Below are 15392 nucleotides of genomic sequence, written 5' to 3' on the forward strand. Positions count from 1 at the left end.
GTGTGGAAAACCCTGGCGCGCTCTGGTCGTCGCCCACCCTGGTGGGCGCGCGGCAGGTCCATGCCCACCAAGGTGGGCATCTACCAAAGCCCGGTTCCCAAACGAACAAGGCCCGCCAATGGCGGGCCCTGCGTTCAATGTCCTGCGTTGCAGCCTGCGCTTACAGCGCGCTGCCACCAAACTTGTGGGTGTACTGAAGGTTAATCGTGCGCCCCACCGTGTCGAACCAGGACACGTCGTAGTACGGGTAGGCCGTGTACGAGGCATCCTTCGGCGGCATCTTGTTGAACACATTCACCACCGACAGCGACAGGCGCGCGTGGTCGTCGAAGCGATACTGCACCGACGCGTTGTAGCGGCAGGTCGCCTTGATGTACGGGCTGTCACCGCTGTCCCAGTCGAACACCTGGTCATAGCTGTCCGAGGTCGGCAGCTTGCCCAGCCGCGAGCCGTACACCGTGGCCGACCACGCCGCCTTTTCCCAGGTCACGCTCAGGCTGGTCTTGGTGCGCGGAATGTCGAAGCCACTGTTCACTGCGAACTGGTCTTCCACCGGGTCGCCCGGGAACTGCTGGAAGTCGTGCTTCTTCACCCAGGTGTGGTTGCCGTTGAAGGAGAACTCGCCGATGCCGGTCTGCACGCGCCAGCGCAGGCCCACGTCCACGCCCTGGGTGCGCTCGCGGGCGATGTTCACCGGGTTCACGTGCACGCCGTACAGGCGGCCGTCGTCGGTGCGGGTCACCCGGGCCAGAGCGTCCACGCAGGTGGCCGAGGTGGCGTCCAGCTCGCCCAGGCGGCAGGCTGCCTCGTCGCGCAGGATCGCATCCACGTTCATGTCCTGCACCTGGTTGCGCATGTCGATGTCGAACCAGTCCGCGCTGATGTCGAAGCCGCCGCCGGGCGACCAGACGAAGCCGGCGCTCCAGGAGGTGCTGGTTTCCGGATCGAGGCGACGGTTGCCTTCGCGGCTGCGGATCAGGTTCTCTTCGTAGTCACTGCAGTCGTCAGCGCCGTCGGACAGGCAGCCGTAGTAGTCGTTGCCAGCCGTCTCGTCATTGCCAGGGCCGGCGTACACGTAGTGCAGGTCCGGCGCACGGAAGGCGGTGCCGTAGGAGCCGCGCACCAGCAGGGTATCGATCGGGCGCCATTCCAGGCCGCCGCTCCAGGTGGCCTTGCCGATCGTGTTGCCCGAATAGCGGTACTGGTCGTATCGGCCGGCCACGCTCAGGTTCACGCTGTCCAGCAGCGGCATGCGCAGCTCGGCGGCGGTGGCCCAGCGGTTGCGCGAGCCCTGGCCGTCCGAATCCTTCCAGCTGTAGTAGTAGTACTGCGTAGCCAGCGGATCGGGATTCAGCGCGTAGGCCTGCTGGCCCACTTCCACGGTGGCGGCAAAGCCGGCATCGCCGCCGGGCAGGCCGAACAGCGCACCGTTGGTCAGGGTGAACGCGGCGGTCTCGGTGCGCGATTTCGGCGTATAGGTGGTGCGCGCAGCGATCGAATCGTATTCGGCGCGCGTCAGCGGGCGATACAGGCGCTCCGGATCGGCGTTGTAGATCGGGAAGCCGTCGTCGTCCTCGCCCAGCTGCGGGCCCAGGAACAGATCGTTGGCCTTGGCCGCCACGATCTGCGGCCAGCTGATCCGCGACTGGTACTGCGAATGGCTCAGGGCCGCTTCGTAATCCCAGTTGCCGGCCAGCTTGCCCTTGAAGCCGGTAGTCACGCTGAAGGTCTTCTGCGTGCTGCGCACCATGCCATTGCGCAGGCCGCCCATTTCCTCCGGCGAGAACTGGCGCTGCCAGAACTCGATGTCACCGGTGGCTGCGTTGTTGAAGTAGCCCGACTCGTCACCATCGGGCGCCATGCGGCCCCAGGAAGTGACATCGCGCATCAGCGCCAGGCTGTGGTAGCCCAGCTGCACATCGGCGAACCACTGCTGGCCGTTGTCGAAGTCGTAGCTGAGCGAAGCATAGCCGTTGGCGCCGCGGCGCTTGCTGAGGATGGTGCCGTAGCCGATCGACGCGTCACTGCCGCAGTAGTAGCCGTAGCGCGGGCGGAAGGCATGGTAGGTGCTGCCGTTGTTCTGCCCGGCCAGGGCATCGCAGGTCGCTGCACCCGGGTCCAGGTAGTCATCGTTGTAATCGGTGCGCAGGTAGGCGCGGCGCGCGATGCGCGAGCCCTCGGTCGGCCCGTCCTGGGTGGAGTCCTGCTGTTCGCGCTCGTACGCCCACAGCGGGGTCTGCGACTGCAGTTCCACGCTGTACACCGCATTGAAGTTGCCGCGGCTGAAGCCACTGGCCACGCTCATGTTGAACGAATCACCGCCACCTTCGGTGGTGGTGCCCATGCGCACGTCTACCGTGGTGCCATCGGCCTGCTTCTTCAGGATGAAGTTGACCACGCCGGCGATCGCATCCGAGCCGTAGATGGCCGAGGCGCTGCCGGTCAGCACTTCGATGCGCTCGATCATGCCCAGCGGGATGTTGGACACATCGGTGAAGTTGCTGCGCCCCTGGAACGGCATCGGGAAGTCGGCAATGCGGCGGCCGTTGACCAGCACCAGGGTGTGGTTCGGCCCCAGCCCGCGCAGATCGACCTGCTGTGCGCCAGGGGAGAAGTCCGCACCGCTGGACGACTGCTGGCTCTGCGTCTCACCGCCGTTCTGGGTCATCGCACGCAGCACGTCCGGCACGCTGGTGAAGCCGGCCGACCGGATCTGCTCGGCGCTGATCACCGTGATCGGCGCCGGGCCTTCCACCTGCGCACGTGGAATGCGCGAGCCGGTGACCTGCACCGCATCGAGCTGTTGAACCGAAGAGGTTGCTGGGGACTGGGCTGCTGCCGAAGCGGCCACACCCATCAACGCCAGCTGGATCGACCACGCCATCGCCTGTCTACGCATGAAGAATTCCCGGAAGTGATGCCGGCCCGCAGAGGAGGGGCCCTGTCCCCCATTCAGTTTTCCCGGATGGGCGCGCGCATTTAACGCCTTTTTTATGTTCTTGACTACTGGCTTTCTATCTGGCAAAGAATGAAAACGGTTGCAAGTCGATTCTGTTCAGGGAGATCAACATGCGACAGGTTTTTTCCCGTCCTTGGTTTCGCCTGGCCCTGTGCACAGGGCTGGCGCTGGCGTGGGTGCTCCCGACCGCAGCGCAGAGCGCGCAGGAACCCGGCTTCGCCTATTACGAGGCGGGCGACCTTGACGCACCCCGGCCCGGCCCACGTGCGCCCGCCATGATGCTGATGGGCGGGGGCGAGTGGGTACCCGAGGCCTTCCATTGGTGGTTGCGGCAGGCCGGCAACGGACGGGTCCTGATCCTGCGCGCCTCCGGCGGCGACGATCTGCAGGAGCGCCTGTACCACGACATCGGCGGTGCCACCGCGGTGCAGACCCTGGTCTTCGACAGCCGACGTGGCGCTGACGATCCGGCGGTCCTGCGGGTGGTGGCTGCCGCCGACGCCATCTTCATCGCCGGCGGCGACCAGGCGCGCTACATCCGTTTCTGGAAAGGCACCGCACTCAACCGCGCGCTCAACGCACACATACGCGCCGGCAAGCCCATCGCCGGGACCAGTGCCGGGCTGGCCATCCTCGGCGGCTATGCCTATGGCGCGCTGGATGGCGGCAGCATCGATTCGGCCAGTGCGCTGGCCGATCCCCGCGGCGCGGCCGTCACCCTCGACCACGGCTTCCTGCAGATGCCGTACCTGCAACGGGTGGTCACCGACACCCACTTCGACAAGCGCGACCGGCTGGGGCGTCTGATCGTGTTCGTCGCCCGGGCCGCGCAGGACAGTGGCGACCCGGACATGGTCGGTATCGGCGTGGACGAAGATACGGCCCTGTGCGTCGAACCCGATGGTCAGGCGCGTGTGTACAGTGCGGACGGGCAGGGCCGGGTCTGGGTGGTGCGGCCGGGGCGTGGCGCTGACCACATGGTCGAGGGCGAGCCGCTGCGTTTCCAGGCCGTGCCAGTGACGGTGGTTGCCTCCGGTGGCCGCCTGCGGCTTGATGATTTCCAGGCCGACGGGGACGATCAGATGCTGGCAGACGTCGATGACGGCCAGATCGAGCTCACCCGACGGTAGCGCCGGCCAATGCCCGGCCAGACCGAACCTCATTCCCCTGGAGATGCACCTGATGAAACTGCGCATGGCCCTGTCCGCGCTGCTGTCGCTTCCCCTGCTGGCCCACGCCGCGCCTTCGCCTTCGCCGCTGCTGGTCATCCACGGCGGCGCCGGCGTGGAGCGCAGGGACCTGTCACCGGCCGGGGAGAAGGCTGCGCGCGATGCGCTGAAGGCCGCGCTGCTGAAGGGCCACGCCGAGCTGGCGGCAGGTCGCCCGGCGCTGGCCGCGGTGACGGCTGCGATCACCGTGCTGGAGGACGATCCGACCTTCAATGCAGGCAAGGGCGCGGTGTTCACCCATGACGGGCGCAATGAACTGGATGCGGCGGTCATGGATGGCGTCAGCCAGGCGGCCGGCGCGGTGGCAGGCGTGCAGCGCGTGCGTAATCCGATCCTGCTGGCGCAGGCGGTCATGCAGAAGTCGCCGCACGTGATGATGGTGGGGCAGGGCGCCGAGGCGTTTGCCACCGAGCAGGGCATCGGCCTGGTCGATCCGTCGTACTTCCGCACCGACAAGCGCTGGCAGCAGCTGCAGCGTGCGCTGAAGGAAGAGGCCAGCGGCCAGGCCCATGCCGACCTGGAAACGGCCCGGCACTTCGGCACGGTCGGCGCAGTGGCCCTGGATGCGCAGGGCCATCTGGCTGCAGGAACATCCACCGGCGGCATGACCAACAAGCGCTATGGCCGCGTGGGTGATTCGCCGATCATCGGCGCCGGTACCTGGGCCGATGCGCAGTGCGCGGTATCCGGCACCGGCTGGGGCGAGTACTACATCCGTACCGCCGCGGCGCACGAGATCTGCGCGCGCATCCGCTACCAGGGCCAGTCGCCGGCACAGGCGGGCAGGGCGGTGATCAACGAGACCATTCCGAAGATGGGCGGCGACGGCGGCGCGATCGTGCTGTCGGCGGACGGAAAAATGGCCACGCCGTTCAACACCCAAGGCATGTATCGGGGCTGGATTGGCGCCGACGGCGTGCCACATGTCGCTATTTTCGCCAGCGAGTCCCTGCCGCTCCCAGGGCAATAACGTTGTGCATCAAGGGGTTTGCAACAACGTGTGAAAAAAGTGGAAAAAAGCGTTGACAGCACCCCGCCCCATCAGCAGAATAAGCGGCTCACCACCACACACCGCACCGCTTCGGCGGCACGGGATGGGGCGGTAAGGAGGGATACCCAAGCGGCCAACGGGGGCAGACTGTAAATCTGCTGGCTTACGCCTTCGGTGGTTCGAATCCACCTCCCTCCACCAGTTTCACGTTGTGACATTCCCGGCGCGGGAGTAGTTCAATGGTAGAACCTCAGCCTTCCAAGCTGATGGTGCGGGTTCGATTCCCGTCTCCCGCTCCATTGAATGAACTTTGAATATTATCGAGTTCGTGTCATAATGCAAAACTCGGCTCACGTAGCTCAGTCGGTAGAGCACTTCCTTGGTAAGGAAGAGGTCGAAGGTTCGATTCCTTTCGTGAGCACCATCTTAAGCATCACCTCTCAGACGAATTCGAGATAAGCAGCCATGGCCAAGGGTAAGTTCGAGCGCACCAAGCCGCACGTCAATGTCGGCACCATCGGTCACGTCGACCACGGCAAGACCACGCTGACCGCCGCACTGACCAAGATCGGTGCCGAGCGCTTCGGTGGTGAATTCAAGGACTACTCGGCGATTGATGCCGCGCCGGAAGAAAAGGCGCGTGGCATCACGATCTCGACCGCGCACGTCGAATACGAATCCACCACCCGTCACTACGCCCACGTTGACTGCCCGGGCCACGCTGACTACGTCAAGAACATGATCACCGGTGCCGCCCAGATGGACGGCGCGATCCTGGTGTGCTCGGCCGCTGACGGCCCGATGCCGCAGACCCGCGAGCACATCCTGCTGTCGCGTCAGGTCGGCGTGCCGTACATCGTCGTGTTCCTGAACAAGGCCGACATGGTTGACGATGCCGAGCTGCTGGAACTGGTCGAAATGGAAGTCCGCGAACTGCTGAGCAAGTACGAGTTCCCGGGCGACGACACCCCGATCATCTCGGGTTCGGCTCGTCTGGCGCTGGAAGGCGACCAGAGCGACATCGGCGTGCCGGCGATCATCAAGCTGGTCGACGCGCTGGATACCTGGATTCCGGAACCGGAGCGTGCCGTCGACAAGCCGTTCCTGATGCCGGTGGAAGACGTGTTCTCGATCTCGGGCCGCGGCACCGTGGTGACCGGCCGTATCGAGCGCGGCGTGATCAAGGTCGGCGAAGAAATCGAAATCGTCGGCATCCGTCCGGTGCAGAAGACCACCGTGACCGGCGTTGAAATGTTCCGCAAGCTGCTGGACCAGGGTCAGGCAGGTGATAACGCCGGTCTGCTGCTGCGCGGCACCAAGCGTGACGACGTCGAGCGCGGTCAGGTTCTGGCCAAGCCGGGTTCGATCAAGCCGCACACCAAGTTCGAAGCCGAAGTGTACGTGCTGTCGAAGGACGAAGGTGGCCGTCACACCCCGTTCTTCAAGGGCTACCGTCCGCAGTTCTACTTCCGTACCACCGACATCACCGGTGCGGTCGAGCTGCCGGAAGGTGTCGAGATGGTGATGCCGGGCGACAACATCAAGATGGTTGTCACCCTGATCAACCCGGTCGCCATGGACGCCGGTCTGCGCTTCGCCATCCGCGAAGGTGGCCGTACCGTCGGTGCCGGCGTGGTTGCCAGCATCCTCGAGTAATCCTGCAAGGCCGGCGGTTGCATAGCACTGCCGGTTGCGCGAGTGGCGGGCCGGGAACCTCGGTCCGCCTTCGCCGTCTAAGGGAAGGCAAGTTTCAATCTGTACGCCAGTAGCTCAATTGGCAGAGCAGCGGTCTCCAAAACCGCAGGTTGGGGGTTCGAGTCCCTCCTGGCGTGCCATCTGCCACCCTATCCAGCGGCCCAGCCGTCGCTAAAGCAGATATAGCCTGATGAATAGCAAGATCGAACACTCCAAGGATGCTTCCGCCACCGGTGGGGATATCGTCAAGTACGCCCTGGCCTCGCTGCTGGTGCTGGCTGGTCTGTTCGTCTGGTTCTGGTTCTCCGCTGACTCCGGTCGTGCCACCCAGCTGGGGGCGTGGACGGGTCAGCTGCGTGCGTTGGCGGTCGTGGTCGGTCTGGTTGGCGGTGTCGGCGTGTTCATGCTGACCGGCAAGGGGCGCGACACCCGCGAATTCCTCTCCGAGTCGCGCTTCGAGCTGCGCAAGGTGGTCTGGCCGACGCGCCAGGAAGCCATTCGCATGACCTGGGTCGTGATTGTCGTCGTGGTCATCCTCAGCCTGCTGCTGGGTGGCTTCGACTTCCTGATCCAGAAATTGACTCAGTGGTTCCTGAGCCGCTAAGGAGAAATGCATGAAGCGTTGGTATGTCGTTCACGCCTATTCGGGCTTCGAGAAGTCGGTTGCGCAGGCACTGCGTGATCGCATCGCCCGTGATGGCATGGAAGAGCGCTTCGGCGACGTCCTGGTCCCGACCGAAGAAGTGGTCGAGATGCGTGCCGGCCAGAAGCGTCGTTCCGAGCGCAAGTTCTTCCCGGGTTACGTGCTGGTCCAGATCGAGACCCACGAAGAAGCCGGTATCCCGCGCATCGACAACGAAAGCTGGCACCTGGTCAAGGAAACCCCGCGCGTGATGGGCTTCATCGGTGGCACCGCGGATCGCCCGCTGCCGATCGCCGATTCCGAAGCCGAGTCCATCCTGAATCGTGTTCAGGAAGGCGTGGAGAAGCCGCGTCCGAAGGTGCTGTTCGAACCGGGCCAGATGGTCCGTGTCACCGACGGCCCGTTCAACGATTTCAATGGTGTCGTCGAAGAAGTCAACTACGAGAAGAGCCGTCTGCGCGTCTCGGTGCTGATCTTCGGTCGTGCCACCCCGGTCGAGCTCGAGTTCGGCCAGGTCGAAAAGGCCGTCTAAACGACCCTGTAGAGTCGAGCCATGCTCGACTCCCGGCTTCGGAGGATGGTGCAGTCGAGCATGGCTCGACTCTACAGAAGGAACCGGGCCTGGCCCGGTTTCCTTGTTTACATGCCGCTTCAGGCACGTGAAGAAAAAACCTGTTATAGTGCGCGGCTCCCGCTGGGATGCCAGCGGAGCCAGGCCGCCGCAAGGTGGCCTTCGGCATGATTTCAAAACGCGATGCCGGGACGCGTGATTCCCGGTCCGATGGGGAGCCTGTTGTCGAAAGGCGCTAGCACCCGGAGAGCACTCAAATGGCAAAGAAAGTTGTCGGTTACATCAAGCTGCAGGTGAAGGCCGGTCAGGCCAACCCCTCGCCGCCGGTCGGTCCTGCGCTGGGTCAGCGCGGCCTGAACATCATGGAATTCTGCAAGGCGTTCAACGCTGCCACGCAGAAGCTCGAGCCGGGTCTGCCGGTTCCGGTGATCATCACGGCCTACTCGGACCGTACGTTCACCTTCATCACCAAGAGCACCCCGGCCACCACCCTGCTGAAGAAGGCCGCTGGCATCTCGTCGGGCTCCAAGCGCCCGAACACCGAGAAGGTCGGCAAGGTCACCCGTAAGCAGCTGGAAGAGATCGCCAAGGCGAAGGAACCGGATCTGACTGCCGCCGATCTGGACGCCGCCGTGCGTACCATCGCTGGCTCTGCCCGTTCCATGGGCCTCGTGGTGGAGGGTTAAGAAGATGGCACAGACCAAGCGTGAGAAGGCCATCAAGGCCGCCGTTGTCCCGGGCAAGTCGTACGCCTTCGAGGACGCGATCAACATCCTGAAGTCCGCCACCAAGGCCAAGTTCGTCGAGTCGATCGACGTTGCCGTGCGCCTGGGCGTTGACGCGAAGAAGTCCGACCAGCAGGTCCGTGGCTCCACCGTGCTGCCGGCGGGTACCGGCAAGTCGGTCCGCGTTGCCGTGTTCGCTCCGGCCGGTGCCAAGGCTGACGAAGCCCTGGCCGCTGGCGCCGAAGCCGTCGGTATGGACGACCTGGCTGAGAAGATGCAGGCCGGCGATCTGAACTACGACGTCGTCATCGCGACCCCGGACGCCATGCGCGTTGTCGGTAAGCTGGGCACCGTGCTGGGCCCGCGCGGCCTGATGCCGAACCCGAAGGTCGGCACCGTTTCCCCGAACCCGGGCGAAGCCGTGAAGAACGCCAAGTCGGGCCAGGTCCGTTACCGCACCGACAAGGCCGGTATCATCCACTGCACCATCGGCAAGGCCGACTTCGCCGAAGACGCGCTGAAGTCGAACCTGACCGCGCTGCTGCTGGACCTGATCAAGGCCAAGCCGGCGACCTCGAAGGGCACCTACCTGCAGAAGGTTTCGGTCAGCTCGACGATGGGCCCGGGCGTCACCGTCGACCAGTCGTCGCTGACCCTGAAGTAATTGTTTCAAGCGGTCACGGTACCCTCGGGCATCGTGACCGTGACATTTGAAGGCATCCCCGGCAGTTCATCGCCGGTGGTAGCCGTCAAAGACCGCAGGCGCGGTCGTGGCAGTACCGGCGACGGGCACGGAAGCTCGAACTGGCAGGGAGTCGCCGCCGGCACCGCACTGACCGCTTAATCGATTCCCCGGAATCAACCTGCGTAGATGGTGCCCTTCTGGAGTTTTTCTGGTTCACGCACGTCTGGGATCTTCCCCGATTGCACTCCAGGTCTGGAACGGCCCACCCCCGGAACATCATTCCGATGTTCCCGGCGTCCAGGACGGATGCCGCACAGGACCGCACACGGCAGGAGCCGTAAGCGGAGTTCAACTGGAGGAGTGCAATGGCTCTCAATCTGTCCCAGAAGCAAGAAGTAGTCGCCGAGCTGGCAGACGTCGCCGCCAAGGCCCACTCCTTGATCGCAGCCGAATACGCTGGCACCACGGTCGCCCAGATGACCGCGATGCGCAAGCAGGCTCGCGAAACCGGCGTTTTCTTGAAAGTTGTCAAGAACACCCTGGCGTCGCGTGCTGTTGAAGGCACCGAGTTCGCAGTGGCCCAGGACCAGATGGTTGGTCCGCTGCTGTACGCGTTCTCGCTCGAGGAGCCCGGCGCAGCCGGTCGCCTGATCAAGGAAGCCGCCAAGGGCAACGACAAGCTGAAGGCTAAGGTCGTCGCCATCGGTGGTGAAGTGTTCCCGGCAAGCCACGTCGATGTGCTGGCCTCGCTGCCGACCCGCGACCAGGCCCTGGCCATGCTGGCCCGCGTCCTGACCGAGCCGGTCACGATGTTTGCCCGCGCCATCAAGGCCGTTGGCGAGAAGCAGGGTGGTGGCGATGTCGCCGCTGACGCTGCCGAGCCGGCCGCCGAGACCGCCTGAGTTTCGACTTATCGTGGTTCCTGACGGAACCTCAACCCAGAAAATCATCCAAAGGTATCAATCATGTCCCTTACCAACGAACAGATCGTCGACGCCATCGCCGAGAAGTCCCTGATGGAAGTGATGGAGCTGGTCAAGGCCATCGAAGAGAAGTTCGGCGTCTCCGCCGCTGCTCCGGTTGCCGTGGCTGCTGCCGCTGGCCCGGCTGCTGCTGTTGAAGAGCAGACCGAATTCACCGTCACCCTGAAGACTGCCGGCGACAAGAAGGTCGAAGTCATCAAGGCCGTCCGCGCCATCACCGGCCTGGGCCTGAAGGAAGCGAAGGACCTGGCCGAAGCCGGTGGCGTCCTGAAGGAAGGCGCTTCGAAGGACGAAGCCGAGAAGATGAAGAAGGACCTGGAAGCTGCTGGCGCGACTGTCGAAGTCAAGTAAGCACTTCCCTTGCATCGTCATCGATTCACGGCGATGCAGCCAAGGCTGGGGGCGTAAGCCCCCGGCCTTTGGTCGTTCCTGCGGTGTAGTAGATCCACGCCATGCGTGGATGCAACAAGCGGCAAAAAGCCCAACACGGGCTGCAGTCAATCCCCGGCCGGCCAGCGCAACGCGCGGCAGCAGGGGCGTGGTAGCAGACGAGTTGGCAGTTGGAAGTAGCGGGAGAAGGCGTGCTGGTGCCGGCAATACCAGCGACTTCCAACTGACAATTTCAAGTTCCCTTCGGGTTGTGGACGCACGGCCCGCACAACAAGGTGGAAGACCTCATGACGTCCTATTCGTTCACCGAAAAAAAGCGCATCCGCAAGGATTTCGGCAAGCAGCGCTCGATCCTGGAAGTTCCCTTCCTGCTCGCCATCCAGGTGGATTCCTACCGTGATTTCCTCCAGGAAAACGTCGATCCGGCCAAGCGCGCCGATTACGGCCTGCACGCTGCGCTGAAGTCGGTCTTCCCGATCGCCAGCTACAGCGGCAACGCCGCCCTGGAATACGTCGGCTACAAGCTGGGCGACCCGGTCTTCGACGAGCGTGAGTGCCGCCAGCGTGGCATGAGCTACGGCGCGCCGCTGCGCGTGACCGTGCGCCTGGTCATCTACGACCGTGAGTCGTCGACCAAGGCCATCAAGTACGTGAAGGAGCAGGAGGTCTATCTGGGCGAAATCCCGCTGATGACCGAAAACGGCACCTTCATCGTCAACGGCACCGAGCGCGTCATCGTCTCGCAGCTGCACCGCTCGCCGGGCGTGTTCTTCGACCACGACCGTGGCAAGACCCACAGCTCGGGCAAGCTGCTGTACAGCGCCCGCATCATTCCTTACCGCGGCTCCTGGCTGGACTTCGAGTTCGACCCGAAGGACGCGCTGTTCACCCGTATCGACCGCCGCCGCAAGCTGCCGGTGTCGATCCTGCTGCGCGCGCTTGGCTACAGCAACGAAGAGATGCTGGCCGAGTTCTTCGAGATCAACACCTTCCACATCAACCCGGATGAAGGCGTCCAGCTGGAGCTGGTGCCCGAGCGCCTGCGTGGCGAAACCCTGGGCTTCGACCTCGCCGACGGCGACAAGGTCATCGTGGAAGCCGGCAAGCGCATCACCGCGCGCCACATCAAACAGCTGGAAGCCTCGGGCATTGCCGCCCTGGCCGTGCCGGATGATTACATCGTCGGCCGCATCCTGTCGCACGACGTGGTCGACGCGTCGACCGGTGAACTGCTGGCCCAGGCCAACGACGAAATCAGCGACGAGCAGCTGCAGAACTTCCGCAAGGCCGGCGTCGATGCGGTGGGCACCCTGTGGGTGAACGACCTGGATCGTGGCCCGTACCTGTCCAACACCCTGCGCATCGATCCGACCAAGACCCAGCTGGAAGCCCTGGTCGAAATCTACCGCATGATGCGTCCGGGCGAGCCGCCGACCAAGGATGCCGCGCAGAACCTGTTCCACAACCTGTTCTTCACCTTCGAGCGCTACGACCTGTCCGCGGTCGGCCGCATGAAGTTCAACCGTCGCGTGGGCCGCAAGGAAACCACCGGCGAAGCCGTGCTGTACGACCGCAAGTACTACGGCGAGCGTAACGACGAAGAATCCAAGCGCCTGGTTGCCGCCCACGGCGACAGCTCCGACATCCTGGACGTGATCAAGGTCCTGACCGAGATCCGCAATGGTCGCGGCGTGGTCGATGACATCGATCACCTGGGCAACCGTCGCGTGCGTTCGGTCGGTGAAATGGCCGAGAACGTGTTCCGCGTGGGCCTGGTCCGCGTCGAGCGCGCGGTCAAGGAACGCCTGTCGATGGCCGAATCCGAAGGCCTGACCCCGCAGGAACTGATCAACGCCAAGCCGGTTGCTGCGGCCATCAAGGAGTTCTTCGGCTCCTCGCAGCTGTCGCAGTTCATGGATCAGAACAACCCGCTGTCGGAAGTGACCCACAAGCGTCGCGTCTCGGCCCTGGGCCCGGGTGGTCTGACCCGTGAGCGCGCCGGCTTCGAAGTGCGCGACGTGCACCCGACCCATTACGGCCGCGTCTGCACCATCGAAACCCCGGAAGGCCCGAACATCGGCCTGATCAACTCGCTGGCCGTGTACGCCCGCACCAACCAGTACGGTTTCCTCGAGACCCCGTACCGCAAGGTCGTGGACGGCAAGGTGTACGACGAAGTCGAATTCCTGTCGGCCATCGAAGAAAACGAGTACGTCATTGCGCAGGCCAACGCGCTGACCGATGCCAACAGCGTGCTGACCGAGCAGTTCGTTCCGTGCCGCTTCCAGGGCGAATCGCTGCTGAAGCCGCCGGCGGAAGTCCACTTCATGGACGTCTCGCCGATGCAGACCGTGTCGATCGCGGCCGCGCTGGTTCCGTTCCTGGAGCACGATGACGCCAACCGTGCACTGATGGGCGCCAACATGCAGCGCCAGGCCGTGCCGACTCTGCGTGCGCAGAAGCCGCTGGTGGGTACCGGTATCGAACGCGCCGTGGCCCGTGACTCGGGTGTGACCGTGAACGCCCGTCGCGGTGGCGAGATCGTGCAGATCGACGCCGCCCGCATCGTGGTGAAGGTGGTTGAAGAAGAAATCGTCGGCGCCACCGATGCCGGCGTGGACATCTACAACCTGGTCAAGTACACCCGTTCGAACCAGAACACCTGCATCAACCAGCGTCCGCTGGTCCAGGTGGGCGACATCATCGCCCGCGGCGACGTGCTGGCCGACGGTCCGTCCACCGACATCGGCGAACTGGCCCTGGGCCAGAACATGCTGATCGCGTTCATGCCGTGGAACGGCTACAACTTCGAAGACTCCATCCTGCTCTCCGAGCGCGTGGTGGAAGAGGATCGTTACACCACGATCCACATCGAAGAGCTGACCTGCGTTGCACGTGACACCAAGCTGGGGCCGGAGGAAATCTCCGCCGACATCCCGAACGTTTCCGAGCAGGCGCTGAACCGCCTGGACGAAAGCGGCGTGGTGTACATCGGTGCCGAAGTCCGCGCCGGCGACATCATGGTCGGCAAGGTCACCCCGAAGGGCGAAAGCCAGCTGACCCCGGAAGAGAAGCTGCTGCGCGCGATCTTCGGCGAGAAGGCTTCGGACGTGAAGGACAGCTCGCTGCGCGTTCCGCCGGGCATGGACGGCACCGTCATCGACGTGCAGGTCTTCACCCGTGATGGCATCGAGAAGGACAAGCGCGCCCGTCAGATCGAAGAATCTGAAATCAAGCGCGTCAAGAAGGACTTCGACGACCAGTTCCGCATCCTGGAAGCGGCCATCTACATGCGTCTGCGTTCGCAGATCGTGGGCAAGGTGGTCAACGGTGGCGCCGGCCTGAAGAAGGGCGACGTGATCTCCGACGCCTTCCTGGACGGCCTGAAGAAGGCCGACTGGTTCGCCCTGCGCATGAAGGACGAGGACGCTTCGGAAGCCATCGAGCGCGCGCAGAAGCAGATCCAGGCGCACGAGAAGGAATTCGAGCGTCGCTTCGCCGACAAGCGCGGCAAGATCACCGCCGGCGACGACCTCGCCCCGGGCGTGCTGAAGATGGTCAAGGTGTTCCTGGCCGTGAAGCGCCGCATCCAGCCGGGCGACAAGATGGCAGGCCGCCACGGTAACAAGGGTGTGGTGTCCAACGTGGTGCCGGTCGAGGACATGCCGTACATGGCCTCGGGCGAAACCGTGGACATCGTGCTGAACCCGCTGGGCGTGCCGTCGCGTATGAACATCGGGCAGATCCTGGAAGTGCACCTGGGCTGGGCAGCCAAGGGTCTGGGTCGCAAGATCCAGGCGATGATGGAAGCCCAGGCGGCCGTGGCCGACCTGCGCAAGTTCCTGGACGACATCTACAACCACGATGACACCAACGTGGCCAACCGTGTCGACCTGTCGCAGTTCAGCGACGAGGAACTGCTGCGCCTGGCCCGCAACCTGACCGACGGCGTGCCGATGGCCACCCCGGTGTTCGACGGTGCCACCGAAGCGGAAATCAAGCGCATGCTGGAACTGGCCGACCTGCCGAGCAGTGGCCAGACCCAGCTGTACGACGGCCGCACCGGTGAAGCCTTCGATCGCCACACCACCGTTGGCTACATGCACTACCTGAAGCTGAACCACCTGGTCGACGACAAGATGCACGCCCGTTCGACCGGTCCGTACTCGCTCGTTACCCAGCAGCCGCTGGGCGGCAAGGCGCAGTTCGGCGGCCAGCGCTTCGGTGAAATGGAAGTCTGGGCGCTGGAAGCCTACGGCGCGGCCTACACCCTGCAGGAAATGCTGACGGTGAAGTCCGATGACGTGCAGGGCCGCAACCAGATGTACAAGAACATCGTCGACGGTGAGCACGAGATGGTCGCGGGCATGCCGGAATCCTTCAACGTGCTCGTGAAGGAAATCCGCTCGCTGGCCATCAACATGGAACTGGAAGACAACTGACCCATGCCGGCGCGGCGGTCACCGCCGCCGCGCCGCTGGCAGTGAACTGAAAGCCCATCGACACAGCATTCCTCCTTTC

11 protein-coding genes and 4 tRNA genes are annotated in these 15392 nt (G+C 64.1%); 14 read left to right on the forward strand and 1 reads right to left on the reverse strand.

Features of this window, described 5'->3' with window-relative positions; translation table 11 throughout:
* Positions 1-160 precede the first annotated feature (160 nt).
* A complete protein-coding gene (locus RTY46_RS03660) occupies positions 161-2899 on the reverse strand; it encodes a TonB-dependent receptor (protein ID WP_312706725.1) in 2739 nt (912 codons plus the stop codon).
* Positions 2900-3069: 170 nt separating this feature from the next.
* Here RTY46_RS03660 and RTY46_RS03665 point away from each other — a divergent pair, with 170 nt between their 5' ends.
* The 14 genes from RTY46_RS03665 to rpoB all read left to right on the forward strand — a co-directional run bounded on the left by RTY46_RS03665 (position 3070) and on the right by rpoB (position 15313).
* Complete coding sequence (locus RTY46_RS03665) at positions 3070-4089, forward strand: cyanophycinase (RefSeq protein WP_312706726.1); 1020 nt, start codon at positions 3070-3072, stop codon at positions 4087-4089.
* Between the two features lie 52 nt (positions 4090-4141).
* The gene (locus RTY46_RS03670; RefSeq protein WP_312706727.1) at positions 4142-5158 is read left to right on the forward strand and encodes an isoaspartyl peptidase/L-asparaginase; all 1017 of its coding nucleotides are present in this window, start codon (positions 4142-4144) and stop codon (positions 5156-5158) included.
* Between the two features lie 136 nt (positions 5159-5294).
* Positions 5295-5380, forward strand: a tRNA-Tyr gene (locus RTY46_RS03675).
* Between the two features lie 24 nt (positions 5381-5404).
* Positions 5405-5478: transfer RNA gene (locus RTY46_RS03680), tRNA-Gly, on the forward strand.
* Positions 5479-5527: 49 nt separating this feature from the next.
* Positions 5528-5603, forward strand: a tRNA-Thr gene (locus tag RTY46_RS03685).
* A 41-nt stretch (positions 5604-5644) separates the two neighbouring features.
* Complete coding sequence (tuf, locus tag RTY46_RS03690) at positions 5645-6835, forward strand: elongation factor Tu (protein WP_312706728.1); 1191 nt, start codon at positions 5645-5647, stop codon at positions 6833-6835.
* A 103-nt stretch (positions 6836-6938) separates the two neighbouring features.
* Positions 6939-7014, forward strand: a tRNA-Trp gene (locus RTY46_RS03695).
* A 50-nt stretch (positions 7015-7064) separates the two neighbouring features.
* Positions 7065-7478 carry a preprotein translocase subunit SecE gene (gene secE, locus RTY46_RS03700; RefSeq protein ID WP_312706729.1) on the forward strand — a complete coding sequence of 138 codons (414 nt, stop codon included), beginning with the start codon at positions 7065-7067 and terminating at the stop codon, positions 7476-7478.
* Positions 7479-7488: 10 nt separating this feature from the next.
* Positions 7489-8049 (forward strand): transcription termination/antitermination protein NusG, encoded by a 561-nt coding sequence (nusG, locus tag RTY46_RS03705; protein ID WP_312706730.1) that lies wholly within the window; start codon positions 7489-7491, stop codon positions 8047-8049.
* A 296-nt stretch (positions 8050-8345) separates the two neighbouring features.
* Positions 8346-8774 (forward strand): 50S ribosomal protein L11, encoded by a 429-nt coding sequence (rplK, locus tag RTY46_RS03710; protein WP_004145248.1) that lies wholly within the window; start codon positions 8346-8348, stop codon positions 8772-8774.
* A 4-nt stretch (positions 8775-8778) separates the two neighbouring features.
* On the forward strand, positions 8779-9477 hold the full coding sequence (gene rplA, locus RTY46_RS03715) for a 50S ribosomal protein L1 (RefSeq protein WP_108748650.1): 699 nt from the start codon (positions 8779-8781) through the stop codon (positions 9475-9477).
* Positions 9478-9863: 386 nt separating this feature from the next.
* A complete protein-coding gene (gene rplJ, locus RTY46_RS03720) occupies positions 9864-10400 on the forward strand; it encodes a 50S ribosomal protein L10 (RefSeq protein WP_005408203.1) in 537 nt (178 codons plus the stop codon).
* A gap of 63 nt (positions 10401-10463) precedes the next feature.
* Positions 10464-10832, forward strand: a complete 369-nt coding sequence (rplL, locus tag RTY46_RS03725) for a 50S ribosomal protein L7/L12 (protein WP_108752271.1) — start codon at positions 10464-10466, stop codon at positions 10830-10832.
* 326 nt (positions 10833-11158) lie between these two features.
* Entirely contained in the window at positions 11159-15313 is a 4155-nt protein-coding gene (gene rpoB / locus RTY46_RS03730) for a DNA-directed RNA polymerase subunit beta (RefSeq protein WP_108751480.1), read from the forward strand.
* Positions 15314-15392 lie beyond the last annotated feature (79 nt).

Source organism: Stenotrophomonas sp., assembly GCF_032056425.1.
Lineage (GTDB): Bacteria > Pseudomonadota > Gammaproteobacteria > Xanthomonadales > Xanthomonadaceae > Stenotrophomonas.